Source organism: Streptomyces sp. NPDC030862 (assembly GCF_055571835.1).
The window spans coordinates 152048-172537 of sequence record NZ_JBVIEN010000009.1; the positions used below are offsets into that span (position 1 = coordinate 152048).

Consider the following 20490-nt stretch of genomic DNA (forward strand, 5'->3'; position numbering starts at 1 on the left):
CCCGGCACCCCGGACCCCGCCCCCGCCCCGAGGACTGACGACGTGCGCCTTTCCCCTCTCCGCTCCGTACGGGCTCCGCTGGTGTGGGGCCCGGCCGCGGCCGCCGTGCTGACGACGGCCGCGTACGCCCTCGGCGCCACCCGCCGGCTGCGTACGGACAACGCGGCGCTCGCCGCCGAGGCCGCCCGCGCCCGCGAGGCCGTGGAACGCGCCCGCGAGGAGGCGGAAGGCGCCCGCGAAGCCGCCGCGCAGGCCCGGCGGGAGACGGAGCTGGCCCGCGCGGAGGCCCGGCGCAGCGAGCGGAACCGGGCCGCCGCCGTGGCCGCCTGCGCCAACGCCGCCGGGCGCATGCAGGCCCTCGCCACGAGCATGCTGGCCGACCTGCGCGAGATGGAGCACCGGCACACCGACGAGGACGTCCTCGCCGACCTCCTCCACCTCGACCACCGCACCGCGCAGGCCGGGCGCCTCGCCGACTCCGTGGCCGTCCTCACCGGCGCCCGTTCGGGCCGCCGCTGGGCGAAGCCGATCGTCATGGAGTCCATCCTGCGCGGCGCCATGGGCCGTATCGGCGGCTACCAGCGCGTACGGCTGCACTCCACCACGGACGCGGCGATCGCCGGCCACGCCGCCGAGGGCGTGATGCACGCCCTCGCCGAGCTCCTCGACAACGCCGCCACCTTCTCGCCGCCCACCGCCGAAGTGCACGTGTACGTCGAGGAGGTCGCCACCGGCCTCGTCGTCTCCGTCGAGGACAGCGGCCTGGTGATGAGCGAGGCACAGCTGCGCCGCGCCGAGCGTGCCGTCGGCGCGGACCACGCCACCGACCCCACCGACCCCACCGACCTGACCGCCCTGTCCGGGACGCGGCTCGGCCTCGCGGTCGTCGGCCGGCTCGCCCGCAAGCACGGCCTGACGGTCTCCTTCCGGCCCTCCGCGCGCGGCGGCACCGGCGTGGTGGTGACGATTCCGCAGGAGCTGATCACGCGCGTACGCGTCCCGGAACCGAAGACGGAGCCGAAGACGGAGCCGAAGACGGAGCCGACACCGACGCCGAAGCCGTTGCCGACGCCGGAGACCCCGGCCGAGCCCGAGCCCGCCGCCCCCGAACTCGGCGAGAGCGGCCTGCCCAAGCGCCGCCGCGGCCGTACCCTCGCCGCCGCGCACCGCACGCCGACGGCCACCGAACCCGCCGAACCAGCCGGACCGCCCGCCACCACCCGGCCGGTCGACGCGGCCGCCGCCACCCGCTTCCACAGCTTCCGCCAAGCGGTACGCACGACCACGGAAGGCACCCCCGAATGACCACTGCCACCACCGACGAGAAGCTCAACTGGCTGCTGGAGGGCCTCCTGGAGCGCACCCCCGGCGCACGCCACGCGCTCGTCCTGTCCCGCGACGGCCTCAAGCTGTGCCGTACCCCCGAGCTCTCCGTCGACCGCGCCGACCAGCTGGCCGCCATCGCCGCCGGCATCCAGTCCCTGTCGCACGGCGCCTCCGTCGAGTTCGGCGACGGGAGCGGCGGCGTACGGTCCGCGATGGCGGAGTTCCACGGCGGCGTCCTGCTCATCGTGGAGGCGGGCGAGGGCGCGCACCTCGCGGTGGTCGCCGCCGAGGACGCCGACGTCGGCCTGGTGGGGCACGCCATGAGCGAACTGGTCGAGCAGCTCGGCGAGCACCTGCGCGCCGAGCCCCGCACCCCGTGAGCCCGGGCGGTCACCGGGACGAGTCGCCGGACCGGCTGTACACCCTCACCGGGGGCCGCGCCCGTTCCGGGCCGGACTCGCCGTTCGACCTGGTGACCCTCGTCGTCGCCGAGTCCGATCCGGTGCCCGGCATGCAGTCCGAGCACGCCGCCATCCTGCGCATGTGCCGCCGTCCCACGGCGGTCGTCGAGGTCGCCGCCGGACTGGGCCTGCCGGTGAGCATCGTCCGCATCCTCCTCGCCGACCTGCTCGGTACGGGGCGGATCAGCGCCCGCCACCCCCGTACGCCGACGAACCCGTCCGCGTACGTCCTCCCCGACCCCGACATCCTGGAGCAGGTGCTCGTTGGACTACGCAGCCTCTGACGCCGCCGCTGACGCTTCCTCCGACGCCTCACCACGGGCACCGCTCTCCAGCACCGCCGACAACGGTCTGAAGATCGTCATCGTCGGCGGTCTCGGTGTCGGCAAGACCACCCTCGTCCGCTCCGTCAGCGAGATCCGGCCCCTCGACACCGAGGAGACGATGACCCGCGCGGGCGAGCCCGTCGACGACGTCACCGCGGTCGGCACCAAGCGGTCCACCACCGTCGCGTTCGACTTCGGCCGCATCACGCTCGACGCCCGCAACGTCCTGTACCTCTTCGGCGCCCCCGGCCAGGAGCGCTTCTGGTTCCTGTGGGACCGCCTCTTCTCCGGCACCCTCGGCGCGGTCGTCCTGGTCGACACCCGCCGCGTCGCCGACTCCTGGTACGCGATCGACCGCCTGGAGCACCACGGCACCCCGTTCATCGTCGCCTGCAACGACTTCGGCGGCCCCGTCCACACCGAGGCGCAGATCCGCGAGGCGCTCGATCTCGCCGACCACGTACCGCTGGTGGAGTGCGACGCCCGCGACCGGTCCTCCAGCAAGTACGTCCTGATCAACCTCGTCGAGCACCTCCGCAGCCTGCACCGGGAATCCAGACCATGACCGCACCCGTCCCCGCACCCGCCCCGGTTCCGCTCTCCGGGCCCCGCTTCCAGACCGACCCCGCCCGCCTCTACCGCGAGCTGCGGCGCGACCACGGCGCCGTCGCCCCGGTGCTCCTCGACGGCGACATCCCGGCCTGGCTGGTGCTCGACTACCGCGAGCTGCACCGCGTCACCGGCGACCCGGTCCTCTTCAGCCGCGACTCGGCCCTGTGGAACCAGTGGGACCGCGTCCCCGCCGACTGGCCCCTGCTGCCCATGATCGGCCGGGACCAGCCGTCCATCCTCTACACCGTCGGCGAGCGCCACCGGCAGCGCGCCGCGATGGTCGGCCACGCGCTGGAGTCCGTCGACCCCTTCACCCTGCGCCGGTACGCCGAGGAGTACGCCGACGGCCTCATCGACGCGTTCTGCGGCAAGGGCGAGACCGAGCTCATCGGCCGGTACGCCATGCTCCTGCCCGTACGCGTCCTGGTGAAGATCTACGGCGTGCCCGACGACCAGGGCCCCGGTCTCGTCACCGCGCTCAACGACATGATCGACGGCCGCGAGCGGGCCCTGGCGGGCCAGCGCCACCTCGCGGAGGCGATGTCCGCGCTGCTGGCCGCCAAGCGGGAGGCGCCCGGCGACGACGTGGCGTCGCGCATGCTGGCCGACCCGTCCGGCTTCACGGCCGAGGAGATGGCGCAGGACCTGATGGTGATGATGGCGGCCGGGCACCAGCCGACCGCCGACTGGATCGGCAACTCGCTGCGCCTGATGCTGACCGACGACCGGTTCGCGGCCTCCCTCTCCGGCGGTCGGCACAGCGTCGCCGAGGCCATGAACGAAGTGCTGTGGGCCGACACCCCGACGCAGAACGTCGCCGGACGGTGGGCCTCCCGCGACACCCGCCTGGGCGGCCGCCCCGTCAAGGCCGGGGACCTGGTGCTGCTGGGCCTGGCCGCCGCGAACTCCGACCCCCAGGTGCACATCGACAACTCCGCCCTCACCGGCGGCAACGCCGCGCACTTCTCCTTCGGGCACGGCGAGCACCGCTGCCCCTTCCCGGCGCAGGAGATCGCCGAGGTCATCGCCCGTACCGCGATCGAGGTGCTGCTGGACCGGCTGCCCGACCTCGACCTCGCCGTACCGGCGGAGTCGCTGACCCGGCGCCCCTCGCCCTGGCTGCGCGGCCTGACCGAGCTGCCCGTGACCTTCACCCCGACCCCCGCCCTCGGAGGCACCGCATGACCGCCGAACCGACCGTCGCCGAGCCCATCCCGCTGGACCCGATCCCTCTCGACCCGTTCGTCACCGACCTCGACGGCGAGAGCGCCCGGCTGCGCGCCGCCGGTCCGCTGGCCCGCGTCGTCCTGCCGGGCGGCGTGCCCGTGTGGGCGGTCACGCACCACGCGGAGGCGCGCGAGCTCCTCACCGACAAGCGGCTCGTCAAGGACATCAACGTGTGGGGCGCCTGGCGGCGCGGCGAGATACCGCCGGACTGGCCGCTGATCGGGCTGGCCAACCCCGGCCGTTCGATGCTCACCGTGGACGGCGAGGACCACCGGCGGCTGCGTGCCCTGGTGGCGCAGGCGCTCACGCCGCGCCGCGTGGAGCGGATGCGGGAGCGGATCACCGAGCTGACGCACGGCCTGCTGGACGAGCTGGACCGGCTCGCCGCGGGCGACCCGGGCGGGACGGTGGACCTCAAGGCGGCGTTCGCGTACCCGCTGCCCATGTACGTCATCAGCGACCTCATGGGCATCGATCCGGCGGACCACCCGCGGCTGAAGGTCCTCTTCGAGAAGTTCTTCTCGACGCAGACGCCGCCGGAGGAGGTCGTGGCGACCCTCGGCGAGCTGGCCGGGATGATGGCGAAGGTGGTGGCCGCGCGCCGCGCCGAGCCGGGCGACGACCTCACCAGCGCGCTGATCGCCGCCTCGGAGGACGGCGACCACCTCACGGACGAGGAGATCGTCTCCACGCTCCAGCTGATGGTGGCGGCCGGCCACGAGACGACGATCTCCCTCATCGTCAACGCCGTGGTGAACCTCTCCACCCACCCGGAGCAGCGGGAACTGGTCCTTTCCGGTCAGGTCGGCTGGGACGCCGTCATCGAGGAGACGCTGCGCTTCTCCACCCCCACCTCCCACGTTCTGATCCGCTTCGCGACGGAGGACGTCGAGGTCGGCGGCCGCGTCCTGCCCGCCGGCGAGGCGCTGATCGTGTCGTACGGGGCCATCGGACGCGACGAGGCGCAGCACGGCCCCACGGCAGGCGCCTTCGACGTCACCCGCTCCCCCATCCGGCACATCTCCTTCGGGCACGGCCCGCACGTCTGCCCCGGCGCCGCCCTGTCCCGGCTGGAGGCGGGGGTCGCGCTGCCCGCCCTGTACGAGCGCTTCCCGGAGCTGACGCTCGCCGTGCCGGCGTCGGACCTGCGCAACAAGCCGGTGCTCACGCAGAACGACCTCTTCGAGCTGCCCGTGCGGCTGGTCTGAGACCCCGCACGTCCCTCACGCGTCTCTCACCCGTCTCTCACGCGTCTCATTTTCGTGTCTCACCCGACGGACACGGCGTTCCGCCGTGTCCGTCAGCGGTTAGGCTCCGGCCGTGGCTGAGATCCAGATTCCCACCGACATCAAGCCCGCCGACGGCCGTTTCGGCGCGGGCCCCTCCAAGGTGCGTACGGAGGCGCTGGACGCCCTGGCCGCCACCGGCACGTCCCTCCTCGGTACGTCGCACCGTCAGGCCCCGGTCAAGAACCTGGTCGGCGAAGTCCGCGAAGGCGTACGCGCGCTCTTCTCGCTCCCCGACGGGTACGAGGTGATCCTGGGCAACGGCGGCTCCACCGCCTTCTGGGACATCGCGACCCACGGGCTCATCGAGTCGAAGTCGCAGCACCTCTCCTTCGGCGAGTTCTCCTCCAAGTTCGCGAAGGCGGCCAAGCTGGCGCCGTGGCTGGAGGAGCCGACCGTGATCTCCTCCGACCCGGGTACGCACCCCGAGCCGCGGGCCGAGGCGGGCGTCGACGTGTACGCGTTCACGCACAACGAGACCTCCACCGGTGTCGCCGCCCCGATCAAGCGCGTCCAGGGCGCCGACGAGGGCGCGCTGGTCCTCGTCGACGCGACCTCCGGCGCGGGCGGCCTGCCGGTCGACATCACCGAGTCGGACGTCTACTACTTCGCGCCGCAGAAGTCCTTCGCCTCCGACGGCGGCCTGTGGATCGGCGTGTTCTCCCCGGCGGCGCTGGAGCGCGCGCAGCGGGTGCACGCGTCGGGCCGCCACGTCCCGGAGTTCTTCTCGCTGCCGACCGCGATCGACAACTCGCTGAAGAACCAGACGTACAACACCCCGGCCCTCTCCACCCTCTTCCTGCTCAACGAGCAGCTGAAGTGGATCAACGGCCAGGGCGGCCTGGACTGGTCGGTGCGCCGCACCGCCGACTCCTCGCGCACGCTCTACGGCTGGGCGGAGGAGTCCAAGTACGCGGCTCCGTTCGTCTCCGACCCGGCGAAGCGCTCGCAGGTCATCGGCACCATCGACTTCTCGGACGAGGTCGACGCGGCGGCGGTCGCCAAGGTGCTGCGCGCCAACGGCATCGTGGACACCGAGCCGTACCGGAAGCTGGGCCGCAACCAGCTGCGCATCGCGATGTTCCCGGCCGTCGAGCCGTCGGACGTCGAGGCGCTGACGAAGTGCATCGACTACGTCATCGAGAAGCTCTGATCCCTCCGGTCATCCGGTAGGGCGTATGTCGGAAGGGCCCGGCGCGGGGACGCGCCGGGCCCTTCCGCATGCGGCCGATAACCGCTCTATCGGCTCCGGTTGCCCGTCCTTACCATCCGTAACGCGCATACCCGTACGACCAACGGGTTGGCATGCGCACACCATCCACGGTTGGACCCCCCACTTCGACCGAAGGCAACCGATCGGAGAACCATGTCCAGAGCAGCACGAGCGACCGCCGTCGGCGGCGCGGCCGCGACCTTACTGGCCTCCGTAGCCGTCTCCCCCGGCGCCTCCGCCGCCACGACCCGGGGCATCGTCGCCCCGCCCGACAAGATCGTGATCGAGATCGCCACCGTCAACGGCTCCGGCTGCCCGCTCGGCACCGCCGCCGTCGCCGTCTCGCCCGACAACACCGCCTTCACCGTCACGTACAGCGACTACCTCGCCCAGGTGGGCGTGGGCGCCGAGCCGACCGACTTCCGCAAGAACTGCCAGCTGAACCTGGTCGTCCACGTCCCGCAGGGCTTCACCTACGCCGTCGCCAGCGCCGACTACCGCGGCTACGCCAGCCTCGCGGCGGGCGCCTCGGCGGTCCAGAAGGCGTCGTACTACTTCCAGGGCTCGCCCAGCACCGTGGCCAAGTCCCATCCGTACAAGGGCCCGTACGCCGACAACTGGCAGGCGACGGACTCCACCGACTGGGCGCAGCTGGTCTGGGCGCCCTGCGGCGAGAAGCGGAACTTCAACATCAACACCGAACTGCGGGTCAGCGCGGGCACCTCGGACCCGACGAAGACCAACAGCTTCATCGCCATGGACTCCACGGACGGCGACATCAAGACGGTCTACCACCTGGCGTGGAAGGAGTGCACCCGGTAAGCCGGGCTGACCGACCGGTGGGCCCGCCCCCCTCCGCGGGCCCACCTCCCCCGTCCCCGCCCCCGCCTCAGCGGCTCAGCGGCTCAGCGGCTCAGGCTCTGGAAGCGGCGTACCGCGAGCGGCAGGAAGACGGCCGTGATCACCAGCGGCCACACCACCGCCATCAGCACGGCGTTCTCCTGGATCCAGCTGCCGTCGCCGCCCACCGGGTTGCCGAACAGCTCCCGCGTGGCCGCCGCCGTCGAGGAGATCGGGTTCCAGGCGGCGAGCGTGCCCAGCCAGTCGGGCATGGTCCCGGGCTGGACGAACACACTGGAGATCATGGTCAGCGGGAACGCCACCGCGAACAGCCCGCCGGCCGCCTCCGGGTTGGGCACCAGCAGTCCGAGCCAGATGCCGACCCAGGTCAGGCAGTAGCGCAGGAGCAGCAGCAGCGCGAAGCCGGCCACCGTCCCGAGGAACCCGCCGTCCGACCGCCACCCCATGACGAACGCCGTCGTCGCCAGGATGGTCAACTCGGCGCACGCCACGATCAGGTCCGTCACGCCGCGGCCGGTGACCACCGCCGACGGGGCCATGGGCATGGAGCGGAACCGGTCGATGACGCCCTTGTCGGCGTCGGTGACCACGGCCGTCGCGGTGTTGATGAAGCCGAAGGCCATCGTCATCACGAACATGCCGGGCATCAGGAAGTCCCGGTAGTCCGCGGCCCCTCCGCCGCCAGGCGGCTTCATCGCGCCGCCGAAGACGTACCCGTACAGCAGGACGGACAGGATGGGGAAGCCGAGCTGCCAGGCGATGGAGACGGGCTTGCGCTGGTAGTGGGTCAGCTGGCGGCGTACGACGTTCCAGCAGTCGACGACCGCCCAGTAGGCGCGCCCGCGCCCGGCGATCGGCTCCAGGGCGCTGCTCGCACCCGTGCTCGTGCCGGTGCTCATGCCACCGCCTCCTTCTCCTCGGTCGCGTGACCGGTCAGGCGCAGGAACACGTCGTCCAGGCTCGGCCTGCGCAGCCCGATGTCCTCGACCTGGACCCCCTCGTCCTGCAGGGTCCGCGCCACCTCGGTGAGCGCCGCCACCCCGTCGGCGACGGGCGCGTGGACCCGCCGCTCCGGGTCGTCGACGCGCGGCTCGCCCGCGCAGACCCGGGCGACGGTCTTGGCGACCCTCGGCAGGTCCGCCGTGTCCACGGCCACCACCTCGATGCGGTCGCCGCCGACCTGGCGCTTGAGCGCCTCGGGGGTGTCGTCGGCGATGGCGCGGCCCCGGTCGATGACGGTGATACGCGAGGCGAGCTTGTCGGCCTCCTCCAGGTACTGCGTGGTGAGCAGGACGGTCGTGCCGCCCGCGACCAGGTCGCGCACCGCCTCCCACACCTCGCCGCGCCCGCGCGGGTCGAGGCCGGTCGTCGGCTCGTCCAGGAACAGCACGCGCGGCGCCAGGATCATGGAGGCCGCCAGGTCCAGGCGCCTGCGCATGCCGCCGCTGTAGCCCTCCACGCCCTTGTCGGCGGCCTCGGTCAGGCCGAACCGCTCCAGCAGCTCCGCGGCGCGCTGCCGGGCCCGCCGTCCGCCCAGGTGGAACAGCCGCCCGAACATCTCCAGGTTCTGCCGGCCCGTGAGCACCTCGTCCACGGCGGCGTACTGGCCGGTGAGCCCGATCAGGCTCCGTACGCGCCGGGGGTCGCGGCCCACGTCGACGCCGGCGACCTCGGCGCGCCCGCCGTCGAAGCGGCGCAGGGTGGCCAGCACCCGCACCGCCGTGGTCTTGCCCGCGCCGTTCGGCCCGAGGAGGCCGTGCACGGTACCGGGGCGGACGGCGAGGTCGAAGCCGTCCAATGCCCTCTTCTCCCCGTACCGCTTCTCCAGGCCCTCGGCCCGTACCGCCCAGTCGTTCATGACACCCTCCCCGTCGAGAAACTGAGTACACCGTACCCAAGCGAGCGTACACCGTACCCAGTTTTTGTCGAGCGGGAAGGGCGGGGGTTCGGCGGGGAATTACGCTGGCCCCATGAGCAGCGAGAAAACCACCGGCGGCGGCGCCACGGCGACGACCGGCAGCGGCGACATCACCCGCAGCCTGGAGCTGCTCTGGGACGCCGGGGAGCCGCCCCCGCGGGGCGCGCGGGGGCCCAAGCGCGGCCTGACCCTCGACCGGATCGTCACCGCCGCGGTCGAGGTCGCCGACGCGGAGGGCCTCGACGCCGTCTCGATGCGCCGCCTCTCCACCGAGCTCGGCGCCGGCACGATGTCGCTGTACCGGTACGTCCCCGGCAAGGCGGAGCTGCTCGACCTGATGCTCGACCACGTCCAGGGCGACGCCCTGGACGCCCCCGCCCCGCCGCCCGCCGACTGGCGCGCCGCCGTGGAGTCCCTGGCCCGGGAGCAGCTCGACCTCTACCGCCGCCACCCGTGGCTGCTGAAGGTCAACCAGGCCCGTACGGTCCTCGGCCCGAGCGCGCTCCGGGGGTTCGAGCGGGCCCTGCGGGGCCTGAAGGGCATGGGGCTGAGCGACCCGGAGACCCTCTCGGTGATCATCACCGTCCAGAGCTTCGCCGCCGGTATCGCGCGCCTGGAGGCGCAGGCGGTGGAGGCCGCCAAGGAGACCGGCGTCAGCGACGAGGAGTTCTGGACGCGCCAGGGCCCCTTCCTGGTCCGCGCCATGGAGAGCGGGGACTACCCGCTGATCGCCGCCCTCTCCGAGGACACCTTCTCGCCCGACGTCGACCACTTCGGCTTCGGCCTGCGCGCCCTGCTGGCGGGCTTCGAGGCCCTGGTGTCCGCCCGCCCCACCCAGCACGACGCACCACCCCCGCCGGACGACGCCGCCTGACCGGGTGCATACCCCGCACCCGTCCGGCCCGGACCTCCCCGACATCGCGGGCCTGCAGGTGCGCTACCGGATCGCCCCGGCCCTCGCGCTCGTCGTCTCCTCACGCTCGACGCCTCTTCATGCTGCACGTGCGGGAGTTGACGGCTCAGACGCAGGTGAGTACGCGTACTCATGCCCCGAGGGGGCCGGTCTTCGGATGATGCGTGCATGCGAAAGAACACTCTCCCGAAGTCCGTGCTGGTGGCCGCGCTGAGCTGCCTCGTCCTCTCCGCCTGCGGCAGCCAGAAGGCGACCACCGACCAGGCGGCCCCCGCGGGCAGCGCCGCCTCGGCGCGCGCCGTGCCGAGCGCCTCCCCGAGTGCCCCGGCCGACCACGGAGATCCGGAGATGCGGTTCATCGACTTGGTGGGCCAGACCCTCCAGGCCTGCTCCCCCGACGCCCCCAGTGAGAAGGGCGGTGGCGAACCGCCCGTGCCCGACGGCCCGGTGCTCGAGGAGCAGCCCACCGGGATCTACGGGCCGGGCGAGACGCCCCCGCCCGTGCCTGGCGACGCCGAGGGCGCCCCCGCCCCCGTCCCCCTTCCCTCCGACGCCCCCGAGCCGCCGAGCCCCGCCCCCGGTGCCCGCACGTCCGCGCCGGTCGAGGTGCCCCTGACCGAGGTCGAGCAGTGCTTCGCCGACCAGCACGCGGACCGCGTCGGCAAGGCGTTCAACACGAGGACGACCGACTACGACGCGATGCGCACGAAGCTGATCGCCCTCGACTACCCCGCCTCGCGGGTGCACCGCATGCCGGACCACGGAGGCGCTCCCCGGGTGCGCGTCGACCTGCGCTTCATGGGCGGCCACGAAGCCCTGGAGGTCACCGGAACCGGCAGCGGAGTGATCGTGGAGACGTTCGGCGCCCCCGAGACGGAGGACGTGAAGCTGACCGACGTGAAGCGGAAGCCCCAGCTGGACACCACCCAGTGAGGACGGGGGCCGGCGGTCAGCGACGGGACGAGGGACGCGTGGGCGGCACGATGCGCACCCGCTTCTCGGCGGGCGCCTGCTCTATGTCGTCGAGCTGCGCGGTGATCGTGGCGCGCAGATCGTCGTCGTCCTCGAAGTGGTGGTCCTGGAAGAGCGTGTAGCCCGTCCACATCAGGTTGGCGCACACCCGCGGCGGCACCCCGCCGGTCCGGGCGCCCATGCCGACCAGCGCCACCGACCCGATGGAGCCCGGCGACTGCGCGTTCTGACGGTGGATCGCCTGGAACGCGGCGGCGCATGCGAGCGCCACGTTCAGGGTCTCGCTCACGTCCTGCGCGGACCGCTCCATCGTCGGTGTGGAGATCAGGTACTTCGGGTTCACCGCACCGGACGGCACGCACACCGCGCTGCCCACCGGCAGCCTCCCCGCGAACCGGTCGCGGATCGCCCGCTGCACCCGCAGCTGGATGCCCGCTCCGAGGTACCGCTTGATGACGGCGTCGACCCCGCCGTCCATCCGCCCCCGGGAGTTGGTCGGGCTCACCCACGCATCGACCTGCTCATCGAGGATCGAGCCCCTGCGGATCTCGACCTCGGGCGTGTCGGCGAACGCCGCCCGCCACGCCTCCACCACATCCGCGTTGACATCGGTCAGCACGACCCTGAGCGGCGCCTGCACTCGGTCCACGGTCATCGTCCACTCCCCCATCGAGCAACGGTTCTTCCACTGCCCACGACGCTAGCGTCCGCCACTGACAACCGGCCTTCTTGCGAAGGTACGTGATGGTTCGTCACCAACGTCCCACTGTCACTGCCCGGTGCTAGCGTCCCGCTCCAGTTTCGTGACCGATGAGATTCGGAGCCCTTCACCATGAGCGATTCCCACACCCCGGCCACCCCCTCCACCCCGGACCCGGCCGACCCGCTCGCCCTCGCCGAACTGTTCAAGGGCGGCGGCGAACCGTGGCTCCCGCTGCTGAAGCCCGTCATCGAGGCGCAGCCCGGTGCGGCCGGCTTCATCGGCCCCGACCGCAGCCCCGAAGTCGTTCCCGTCCGCGAACTGACCTTCCAGGCGCTCAAGCCCCACCCGCCGCACAAGTGGAAGGTCGTCGTCTTCGGCCAGAACCCCTACCCGCGGCCGGAGAGCGCGACCGGCATCGCCATGTTCGACAACACCTTCCACGACTGGAAGGACAGCCAGTTCGGCAGGGTCGTCAGCATCCGCTGCATCATCAAGGCGGCCGCGATGTGGAAGTACGGGATACCCAAGAAGACGCCCATCGCCGACGTCCGCGCGCTGCTGGCGAAGCAGGACACCGTCCAGCCGCCGGAGTGGTTCCAGGCCATGCTCACGCAGGGGGTGCTGCTGCTGAACGCCGCGCTCACCGCCAGCGGCGACCGGTCGACGGGGCCCGACCGGCACACGGCGTTCTGGCGGCCGGTCGCCGAGCGGATCGTCGAGGAGATCCTCAAGGCCAAGCAGGACGCCGCCGAGGAGGACCGCGGTGTCGTCTTCGCCTGGTGGGGCGCTCACGCGCGCAGCCTGAAGAAGATCGTCCTCCGGCTCCAGGAGAAGTATCCCGACGTCGACGTCCGCCACATCGACCACGCCAACCCGGCGGCACAGGGCGACCTCTTCTGCGAAGGCGATCACTTCGCGACCGTGAACGACGCCCTCGCCTCACTCGGCGCCGACGAGGTCGACTGGCTCCCGAGCAAGGGGTGGGACCAGCGCGCCGCGGCGGATGCCGACGGGGGCGGGACCGCGGACGACGGCACCGCCGAGCGCATGGGCGCCTTCATCGCGTCCACCATGGAGCTGCACCAGCTCTATCTGGACCGCCTCTCCAGCGTCAAGGACGAGGGCCTCGTCCTCCCCGCCATCACCGGCGTGTTCGACACCCCGCTCATGGACTTCCGCGACGCCGTCGCCCCGGTCGCCCGGCTGCTGTCCGGCCTGGACCGGCACGTCCGGCTGTCCCACGAATTCGGCAAGCGGCGGGCGGACGAAGCGGCCGACGGCCTCTCCGCCGACGCCATCGCCGCCCTCTACCTCTACACCTGCGAGTCGGCGTTCTACCGCGAGATCAACGCCATCCTGCGCGCCCCCGACCGGTCCAGGCTCGTCCCGTACCTGCCCTATCTGCGCCTGCTGTTCTCGGCGGTGTCGGGGCTCCCGGCCCGCACCCAGCCGCTGTGGCGCGGCGTGGCCCTGGACCTGCGGGCGCAGTACCCGCTCGGGCGGACGGTGACCTGGTGGGGCGTGTCCTCGTGCACGTCCGAGCTCGGCGTGGCCCGGTCGTTCCTCGGCAGCCGCGGCAAGCGGACGCTCTTCGAGGTGCAGCCTGTCCGGGCCGTGGGCATCCGCAGCTTCTCGGCGTTCACCGGCGAGGAGGAGTACATCCTCGCGCCCGGCACCCAGCTCAAGGTCACCGACGTGAAGACCGAGCGCGGCGGCCTGTGCACCGTGCGGCTGACCGAGCTGGAGGAGCAGCCGCTCGTGTCCTGAACAAGCCGGCGCCGCCGCCGGCGCCGCCCTACCCGCGCGGGCGCCGCCGCCTCAGCCAGAAGGCACCCACCGCGACCGCGCCCAGCACGAGCGCGCCCAGGGTCGCGTTCCCGCCCTCACCGGACGAGCCGCCCGAGCCGTCCGCCGAGCCGCCGCCGCTGCCGCTGCCGCTGCCCGAAGGGGAGCCGGGAGCCGGCGTCCGCCCCTGCCCGCCGTCGGCACCGGCGTCGGCACCGGCTCCCCGCTCCACCGGCACCCGGACGACCTCGCTCCCCTCCCCCTCCGACCCGATCATCAGCGCCTTCCCGTCCAGCGTGTACGTCACCGACTCCGACTGCCGCTGCAACGGTGCGGACACCCGCCGCTCCTCCCCCAGCCGGCCCCCGCCCTCCCACGCGTACGCCCGCGCGCTGAAGTAGCTCCGCAGCACCAGCTCCGTCCCGTCCGGCGAGAAGGCGCCGTCCGTCACCCACGGCACCTCGCCTACGCGGCGGAAGACGTTGGCGCCGTCCGCGGAGAGCCGCGCGGGCCCTTCGTACAGGCCGCCGCCGTCCTCGTTCTTCGACGCGATGTACACGCGGCCCGTCTTCGGGTGCACCATCAGCGCCTCCGCGTCGCGCGCCCCGTCGGCGTACCGGACGGTGTACTGCGTGGCGTCGACCGTCCGGTCGCCGAGCTCCTTCGGCTCGGGGAAGCGGTAGATCCACACGTGGTCCCAGGAGCCGTCGAGGTTGTCCCCGATGTCCCCGACGTACACGGCACCGTCCGGGCCGACCGAGATGGCCTCCATGTCGCGCGGGGTGCCGATCCCGCGCAGGGTGACCGTGGCGACCGTCCGGCCGGTCCGCCCGTCGACGGCGAAGACGCGCGGCCCGTACTGGTCGTTGTGCGTCCAGTAGACGCCCGGGTGGGCGCGGCTGGCCGCGAGCCCGCTGGACTCGGTGATCCGCGGGTCCTGGAGGGTGAACCCGCCGTCGTCCGCCACCGCCGGGACGGCGGCCGCCACCACGAGCGCACCCGCCGCGAGCGGGCCCGCCACGAGCGCACCCGCCACCGAAGCCATCCGCAAGAACGCAGCCATACGCCCCAGTGTCCATGGTCACAGCGCCCCCGCGCTCCCCGGCCGGGGGTCCGGTCGGGGATGATGGCCGTATGCGTTTCATGTTCGTCGGCGACAGCCAAACCATCGGACGCGCCGGCGACTACACCTGGCGCTACCGCATGTGGCAGCACCTCAACGCCACCTTCGGCGGCCCGTACGCCATCGTCGGCCCGCGCACCGAGCTGTACGACACCTCCGCCGACGCGCCCGTCTCCCACGCGTACGGCGACCCCGGTTTCCCCACCAAGGCCCAGCGCCACCTCGCCGGCTGGGGCGAGGGCTGGCTCCACATGGCGCCCCTCATCCGCGGGGCCGTCGCCTCCACGAAGGCGGACGTCCTGCTGGTCGCCCTGGGCCTGATCGACCTCGGCTTCTACACCAACAGCGACCAGACCGCCGAGAACGTCCGCGCCTTCCTCCAGGAGGCGCGCGCCGCGAACCCCCGCGTCCGCGCCGTGCTCCTCCCGGTCATCCCGAACGTCCGCGCCCGCGACGAGCCCGACTTCGCCGCCGAGTGCGCCCGCTTCAACGAACTGCTCGCAAAGGCGGTCGCCGACCTCGACGAGCCGGGCTCGCCCCTGCTGCTGGCGACGCCCCCGGAGGCGTACGACCTCCACACCGACACGTACGACGGCACCCACCCCGGCCCGTCGGGCGAGCACAAGCTGGCGGCGGCCTTCGCGGCGGCGATGCACCAGGCGTGGGACATCGGCGGCCCGTACGAAGCGGCCTCCGCCCCCTGGTAGCGGCACTCCTGACAGAGCCGCCACAGAAGCGGACTGCTACCCTCCGGGGTCCATCGTGCGCACCACCCCCGCGTGCGCGTTCCTTGGGGGGAACAGATCTCCGTGCCCAACTCCGCGTCATCGCTCTTCTCGGCGCGCCCGCGTTTCGACGCGCACCTCACCATGCCCGTCCTCGACACCCTCCGCACCGCCGTGGCGGAGCGCGACTGGCCGGCCGTCGCCCGCTTCTTCGCCGGTCTGACGCACGAGGACGAACGCGCCTACGCCTGCTCGTACGTCGCGGGCCTCGACGGCTGCGAGGCGTTCCTGGAGCAGGCCGTCGCCGACCACCCCGGCGACCCGCTCCCCCGGTGCCTCCTCGCGGACCGCCGCGTCCGCATCGGCTGGGGCATCCGCTCCAACGCCCGGGCCCAGCACGTCTCGCGCGAGCAGTTCGACCAGTTCCACGCCTGGCTGCGCCGCGCCGAGGGCCTCCTCATCGAGGTCTGCGCCGAGTACCCCGACTACGCCCTCGGCTGGTACCTGCGCCTGATCACCGCGCGCGGCCTGGAGCTCGGCCAGAGCGAGACCCGCCGCCGCTACGACCGGCTCGCCGAACACCACCCCCACCACTACCCGGCGCAGACGCAGCTCCTCCAGCTGCTGTGCCCGAAGTGGGGCGGCTCCTGGGAGGCCGCCTTCGGCTTCGCGAAGGAGTGCGCGGCCGCCTCCCCGCCCGGCGGGCACAACGCCACGCTGGTCGCCGAGGCGTACCTGGAGCAGTGGCTCGACCTCTCCCCGCGCGAGGGCGGCCGCCGGCTGGCCGAGCCCGCGGTCCGCGACGAACTGACCGCGGCCGCCGCGCACTCCGTCCTGCACCCCCACTACCGTCCCGGCTTCCACTGGGTCTCCGCCCACGGCCACTTCGCCGCCGCCCTCTCCCTGGGACGCCACTACGCCGAGGCCGCCCCGCACTTCCGCGCCCTCGGGGACAACGCGACGAGGCACCCCTGGGACTACCTCGACGACGACCCGGCGGCCGCGTTCCTCCGGCACCGCAAGCACGCACTGGCGAAGGGCTGACCCGATGAACCCGATGAGCCACGGCGACCACGCCACCGACTCCGCGACCGGCACCGTTCCCGGCACCGCCGTCGCCGGCATACGCGAGACCGTGATCGAGGGCGTACGCACCGTCTTCGCGCACCGCCCGGGCCCGGCCTCCGCCGGTCTGCTCTTCCGCGTCGGCAGCGCCGACGAGACGCTCGCCACGCGCGGCATCACGCACCTCGTCGAGCACCTCGCCCTGCACCGCCACGGCATCGACGGCGCCGGCCCGCACCACTACAACGGCACCACCGACGCCACCCACACCCACTTCCACGTCACCGGCGACCCGGCCGAGGTCGTCGCGTACCTCAACGACGTCTGCGCGGCCCTGCGCGATCTGCCCGTGGAGCGGCTGGAGACGGAGAAGGAGATCCTTCGCACCGAGGCCGCCGGGCGCGGCACCGGCCCGCACTCCGACGTCCCCCTGTGGCGGTACGGCGCCCAGGGCCACGGCCTCGCCTCGTACCACGAACTGGGCCTGCCCCGGCTCGACGCGGCCGCGATACGCCACTGGGCGGCCACCCGCTTCACCCGCGAGAACGCCGTCCTGTGGATCAGCTGCGACAGCCCGTCCGGGGACCTGCCCGAGGGCCTGGACCTGCGCCTGCCGTCCGGCCCCCGCCACCCGATGCCGGCCGTGACGTCCGCCCTGCCCCACACCCCCGCCTTCTTCCACGGCGACGACGGTGTCGTCGTCCTCGACGCCGTGGTCCGCCGCTCGACCGCCGCCGGCGTCTTCTCGGACGTGCTCGGCAAGGCGCTCTTCCGCGAGCTGCGCCAGAAGGGCGGCCTGTCGTACACCGCCGACAGCGACTACGCGCCACGGGACGCCGACTTCGCGACGATCACGGCGCTCGCGGACGCGCTGCCGCGGAAGCAGGACGCGGTCGTCGGCGGCTTCATCGACGTCCTCGCCGCCCTGCGCGCCGGGCGCGTCGACGAGGCCGACTTCGCCGCCGTACGCGCCGCCCGCCGCAAGATGTACGAGGTCCCCGACCTCGCCGCCGCCCAGCTGCCCGCGTACGCCCTCGGCCTGCTGACCGGCCACCCGCTCCCCGGCAAGGACGCCTACCTCGCCGAGCTGGACGCCCTCACCCCCGCCGACCTGCACGCCGTCGCCCAGGAGGTGTGGGCGAACGCCCTGCTGAAGGTGCCCGGCGGCCGGGGCGCCGACTGGGCCGGCTTCCACGAGGCGCCGTCGCAGTCGGCCGAGGTGCTGGAGGGCCGCCGCCACGCCTACCGCACCGACTCGCGCGCGGCGCTGGTCGTCGGCGCGGAGGGCGTCAGCCTGGTCTCGCCCGGAAACCAGGTCAGCGTCCGCTACGACCAGTGCGCGGCTGTGCTGGCCTTCCCCGACGGCGCCCGCCACCTCATCGGCCTCGACGGGATGAGCGTCTCCGTCGAGCCGACGCTGTACGAGGTGACGCCCGCCGCGCTCGCCCCGATCGACGCGGCGGTCCCGCCGCAGGTGGTCGTCCCGATGCCGGCGCGCTCCCCGGACCGCATCCCGCAGCCCGAGGCGCGCCGCCCGGAGCCGCCCGTTCCGGGGCAGCGCGCCTCGAAGGCGAAACTGTGGGTGCTGGGCGTGCTGGCGCTGTTCTGGAGCCTGGTCGCGGTGACCGGTACGGCGGACGAGTTCGACCCGTCGGTCGCGGCGGGCCCCGACTGGGGATTCCTCTTCACGGTGTGGCTGCTGGAGGCGTTCATCGTGGCCGCGCTGGCGGTCACCGCCCGCCGCCACTGGAAGTCCCGCAGGGCCGCCCGCCGCTGAGCTTGCCGATCTCCCGCCCCGGGGACAACCCCCGTACGGGGAACGGGGGAACGGGGGAACAACCATGCTCTATCTCGCGGCATTGATCGTGGTGGCGGCGGCGATCGGCTACCGCCTGGCCGTCGCGACGCGCGTCACGAGGGCGATGGAGGGCGGCGTACGCGTCCGCCAGGACCTCTCCGCGGAGGACCTCTCCGCCGAGGGCCTCTCCGCCGAGGGCCTCTCCGCCGAGGAGGTCGCCTTCCTGGCGGGCGGGCCGCGCCGGGTCGTGACGACGCTGCTGTTCCGCATGAAGCGGGAGGGCCGGCTGTCCGTCTCCGACGACGGCACGGTCACCCTCCACGACGACGTGTACGCGGCCGGCTCCCTCGAGAAGGCCCTCGTCCAGGCGGCGGGCGTCTCCCGCACCGAGCGCCTCAGCAAGCTGGTGGCGCGCGCGTCCACGAGCCGCGCGGTGCAGTCCATCGGCGACCGCCTGGAGGCGGAGGGCCTGGTGATAGGGCCCGCACTGCGCCGGTCCCAGCGCCGGTCGCGGAGCCTGCTGTCGTGGTCGGCGATGTTCCCGGCCGTCCTGTCCGCCGTCGACGTCGCCACCGGCCCGTCCGCCTTCTGGTGGGCGGGCTTCGCGCTGTTCGCCGTGGCCGAGGCCGCCTCCCGGCTGCTCAAGCCGGTCTCGGTACGGGTGCCGTACCGCGTCCAGTGGATGCTCACCACCCTGCGCACCACGTGCGACCGCCCGTCCACGGTGGCCGTCGCCCTCGACGGCCTGACCGCCTCCGAGGAGCCCGAACTGCTGGCCCTGGTCACCCCCGAGACCTGGAAGGCGAGGCAGAGCCCTTACGGCAACGGGACCGGCGCCGCCGTCAGCGGCACCCTCGCGCCCTGGTGCGGCGCCGCCGCCGACTGGGGTTCGCCGGGCGACGGCGCCGCGGGCGCGGCCTCAAGCTGCGGTGGTGGTGGCGGGGGCGGTGGCTGCGGCGGCGGGTGCGGCGGCAGCGGCTGACCCGGGGAGCTGGACGACGCGCCGGCGGCGGGTCGGCAGGCCCGCGGTCGGGTTGGCCACGCCCCAGGCGGCTCCCTTGCAGATCAGCTCCTTGTAGAGCGCGGCCACGCGGCCCGTCAGGGCGCCGTCCTTCGCCCGGTCGTCGGCCGTGACGAACTGGATCAGGCCCTCCTTGCGGCCGAGCGAGACGCACTGCTGGAAGTAGCGGATGGGGACGCGGGGCACCTTGACCCCGGCCAGGCGGGCGGCGATGGCGTCGGCGGCCTGCCAGGCCATGGGGACGCCCGAGGCGCAGGACATGCGCAGCGGCTTGTCGTTGGGTCCCATGGCCATCGCCGCGTCGCCGACCGCGTACACGTCCGGGTGGGAGACCGAGCGCATGGTGGCGTCGACCACGATCTGGCCCCGGTCGGTGAGTTCGAGGGCGGTGGCCTGGGCGATGGGGTGGACGGCGAAGCCGGTGGTCCACACGGTGACGTCGGCGGGGAGGGTCCGGCCGTCGGCCGTCGTGACGTGATCCGCCTCCACGGCGTTCACCGCCGCGTACTCGTGGACCGTGATGCCGAGCTTGTCCGCCACCTTCCGCAGGTGGGCGCGGCCCTTCTCGGAGAGCCAGTCGCCGAAGGCGCCGTGGGTGGCCAGGGCGACGTCGAGGTCCGGGCGGGCCTCGGCGATCTCCGTCGCGGCCTCCAGGCCGGTCAGGCCGCCGCCGACCACGACCACGGGCCGGCCGGCGTCCAGGGCGGCGAGGCGGTCGCGGAGGCGGAGGGCGCCGGGGCGGCTGGAGACCTCGTACGCGTGGGTGGCGGCGCCGGGCACGCCGCCGTCGTTCCAGCCGCTGCCGAGGGCGTAGACGAGCGTGTCGTACTCCAGGACCTCCTGCTGGGAGCCGTTCGCGGGGGCGACCGTCACCGTCTTGCGGTCCACGTCGACGGCGGTGACCTTCGCGAGCTTCAGCGCCACGCCCGTGCCCGCGAACATCTCACCGAACGGCCGGGGCTTCAGCTCCTGCCCGACGGCGAGCTGGTGCAGCCGGACGCGCTCGACGAAGTCGGGCTCGGGGTTGACGAGTGTGATGGTGACGTCCGCGCGGTGCAGTCGCCGGGCGACGCGGCCGGCGGCGACGGCTCCGGTGTAGCCGGCTCCGAGGACGACGATGCGGTGCTGCATGGGCCTGCTCCTGTCTGCGAGGTT

General features: G+C 73.3%; 20 protein-coding genes. 15 read left to right on the forward strand and 5 right to left on the reverse strand.

Going from position 1 to position 20490, the window contains the following annotated elements; translation table 11 throughout:
- Window positions 1-42 precede the first annotated feature (42 nt).
- From ACZ42X_RS24125 to ACZ42X_RS24160, 8 genes are all read left to right on the forward strand, one after another.
- On the forward strand, window positions 43-1305 hold the full coding sequence (locus ACZ42X_RS24125) for a sensor histidine kinase (RefSeq protein WP_468293749.1): 1263 nt from the start codon (window positions 43-45) through the stop codon (window positions 1303-1305).
- Window positions 1302-1706 (forward strand): roadblock/LC7 domain-containing protein, encoded by a 405-nt coding sequence (locus tag ACZ42X_RS24130; RefSeq protein WP_361417681.1) that lies wholly within the window; start codon window positions 1302-1304, stop codon window positions 1704-1706. Before ACZ42X_RS24125 ends, ACZ42X_RS24130 begins: the two co-directional genes overlap by 4 nt.
- Entirely contained in the window at window positions 1703-2071 is a 369-nt protein-coding gene (locus ACZ42X_RS24135; RefSeq protein WP_468293753.1) for a DUF742 domain-containing protein, read from the forward strand. Before ACZ42X_RS24130 ends, ACZ42X_RS24135 begins: the two co-directional genes overlap by 4 nt.
- A complete protein-coding gene (locus ACZ42X_RS24140) occupies window positions 2052-2678 on the forward strand; it encodes a GTP-binding protein (protein ID WP_468293756.1) in 627 nt (208 codons plus the stop codon). Before ACZ42X_RS24135 ends, ACZ42X_RS24140 begins: the two co-directional genes overlap by 20 nt.
- On the forward strand, window positions 2675-3910 hold the full coding sequence (locus ACZ42X_RS24145) for a cytochrome P450 (RefSeq protein WP_468293758.1): 1236 nt from the start codon (window positions 2675-2677) through the stop codon (window positions 3908-3910). Before ACZ42X_RS24140 ends, ACZ42X_RS24145 begins: the two co-directional genes overlap by 4 nt.
- Window positions 3907-5160 carry a cytochrome P450 family protein gene (locus ACZ42X_RS24150; protein ID WP_468293762.1) on the forward strand — a complete coding sequence of 418 codons (1254 nt, stop codon included), beginning with the start codon at window positions 3907-3909 and terminating at the stop codon, window positions 5158-5160. Before ACZ42X_RS24145 ends, ACZ42X_RS24150 begins: the two co-directional genes overlap by 4 nt.
- Before the next feature lie 112 nt (window positions 5161-5272).
- Entirely contained in the window at window positions 5273-6391 is a 1119-nt protein-coding gene (gene serC, locus ACZ42X_RS24155; protein WP_468293765.1) for a phosphoserine transaminase, read from the forward strand.
- Window positions 6392-6604: 213 nt separating this feature from the next.
- On the forward strand, window positions 6605-7273 hold the full coding sequence (locus ACZ42X_RS24160; protein ID WP_468293768.1) for a DUF4360 domain-containing protein: 669 nt from the start codon (window positions 6605-6607) through the stop codon (window positions 7271-7273).
- A gap of 83 nt (window positions 7274-7356) precedes the next feature.
- Here the strand turns inward: ACZ42X_RS24160 and ACZ42X_RS24165 are convergent, their stop codons facing one another.
- Window positions 7357-8211, reverse strand: a complete 855-nt coding sequence (locus ACZ42X_RS24165; protein WP_468293771.1) for an ABC transporter permease — start codon at window positions 8209-8211, stop codon at window positions 7357-7359.
- Window positions 8208-9170, reverse strand: a complete 963-nt coding sequence (locus tag ACZ42X_RS24170) for an ATP-binding cassette domain-containing protein (protein ID WP_468293774.1) — start codon at window positions 9168-9170, stop codon at window positions 8208-8210. The genes ACZ42X_RS24165 and ACZ42X_RS24170 overlap by 4 nt, the downstream gene beginning before the upstream one ends.
- Before the next feature lie 112 nt (window positions 9171-9282).
- Between ACZ42X_RS24170 and ACZ42X_RS24175 the strand changes: the two genes are divergently transcribed.
- Window positions 9283-10104, forward strand: a complete 822-nt coding sequence (locus ACZ42X_RS24175) for a TetR/AcrR family transcriptional regulator (RefSeq protein WP_468293776.1) — start codon at window positions 9283-9285, stop codon at window positions 10102-10104.
- A gap of 207 nt (window positions 10105-10311) precedes the next feature.
- Complete coding sequence (locus ACZ42X_RS24180; protein WP_468293779.1) at window positions 10312-11076, forward strand: hypothetical protein; 765 nt, start codon at window positions 10312-10314, stop codon at window positions 11074-11076.
- Window positions 11077-11092: 16 nt separating this feature from the next.
- On the opposite strand, the gene ACZ42X_RS24185 is transcribed toward ACZ42X_RS24180, so the two are convergent.
- Window positions 11093-11770 (reverse strand): macro domain-containing protein, encoded by a 678-nt coding sequence (locus ACZ42X_RS24185; protein ID WP_468293782.1) that lies wholly within the window; start codon window positions 11768-11770, stop codon window positions 11093-11095.
- Window positions 11771-11947: 177 nt separating this feature from the next.
- Between ACZ42X_RS24185 and ACZ42X_RS24190 the strand changes: the two genes are divergently transcribed.
- Window positions 11948-13585, forward strand: coding sequence for an ADP-ribosyltransferase domain-containing protein (locus tag ACZ42X_RS24190; RefSeq protein WP_468293785.1), 1638 nt, complete (start codon window positions 11948-11950; stop codon window positions 13583-13585).
- 28 nt (window positions 13586-13613) lie between these two features.
- On the opposite strand, the gene ACZ42X_RS24195 is transcribed toward ACZ42X_RS24190, so the two are convergent.
- The gene (locus ACZ42X_RS24195) at window positions 13614-14666 is read right to left on the reverse strand and encodes a WD40 repeat domain-containing protein (RefSeq protein ID WP_468293788.1); all 1053 of its coding nucleotides are present in this window, start codon (window positions 14664-14666) and stop codon (window positions 13614-13616) included.
- A gap of 71 nt (window positions 14667-14737) precedes the next feature.
- Here ACZ42X_RS24195 and ACZ42X_RS24200 point away from each other — a divergent pair, with 71 nt between their 5' ends.
- The 4 genes from ACZ42X_RS24200 to ACZ42X_RS24215 all read left to right on the forward strand — a co-directional run bounded on the left by ACZ42X_RS24200 (window position 14738) and on the right by ACZ42X_RS24215 (window position 19296).
- Window positions 14738-15433 (forward strand): GDSL-type esterase/lipase family protein, encoded by a 696-nt coding sequence (locus ACZ42X_RS24200; RefSeq protein WP_468293791.1) that lies wholly within the window; start codon window positions 14738-14740, stop codon window positions 15431-15433.
- 102 nt (window positions 15434-15535) lie between these two features.
- Window positions 15536-16495, forward strand: a complete 960-nt coding sequence (locus tag ACZ42X_RS24205; protein ID WP_468293793.1) for a hypothetical protein — start codon at window positions 15536-15538, stop codon at window positions 16493-16495.
- Window positions 16496-16499: 4 nt separating this feature from the next.
- Window positions 16500-18293 (forward strand): M16 family metallopeptidase, encoded by a 1794-nt coding sequence (locus tag ACZ42X_RS24210; protein ID WP_468293797.1) that lies wholly within the window; start codon window positions 16500-16502, stop codon window positions 18291-18293.
- A 64-nt stretch (window positions 18294-18357) separates the two neighbouring features.
- Window positions 18358-19296: a TIGR04222 domain-containing membrane protein gene (locus tag ACZ42X_RS24215; RefSeq protein ID WP_468293800.1), complete on the forward strand. Its 939-nt coding sequence runs from the start codon at window positions 18358-18360 to the stop codon at window positions 19294-19296.
- Here the strand turns inward: ACZ42X_RS24215 and ACZ42X_RS24220 are convergent.
- Window positions 19234-20466, reverse strand: coding sequence for an NAD(P)/FAD-dependent oxidoreductase (locus ACZ42X_RS24220; protein WP_468293803.1), 1233 nt, complete (start codon window positions 20464-20466; stop codon window positions 19234-19236). The genes ACZ42X_RS24215 and ACZ42X_RS24220 overlap by 63 nt on opposite strands.
- Between the last annotated feature and the right edge of the window lie 24 nt (window positions 20467-20490).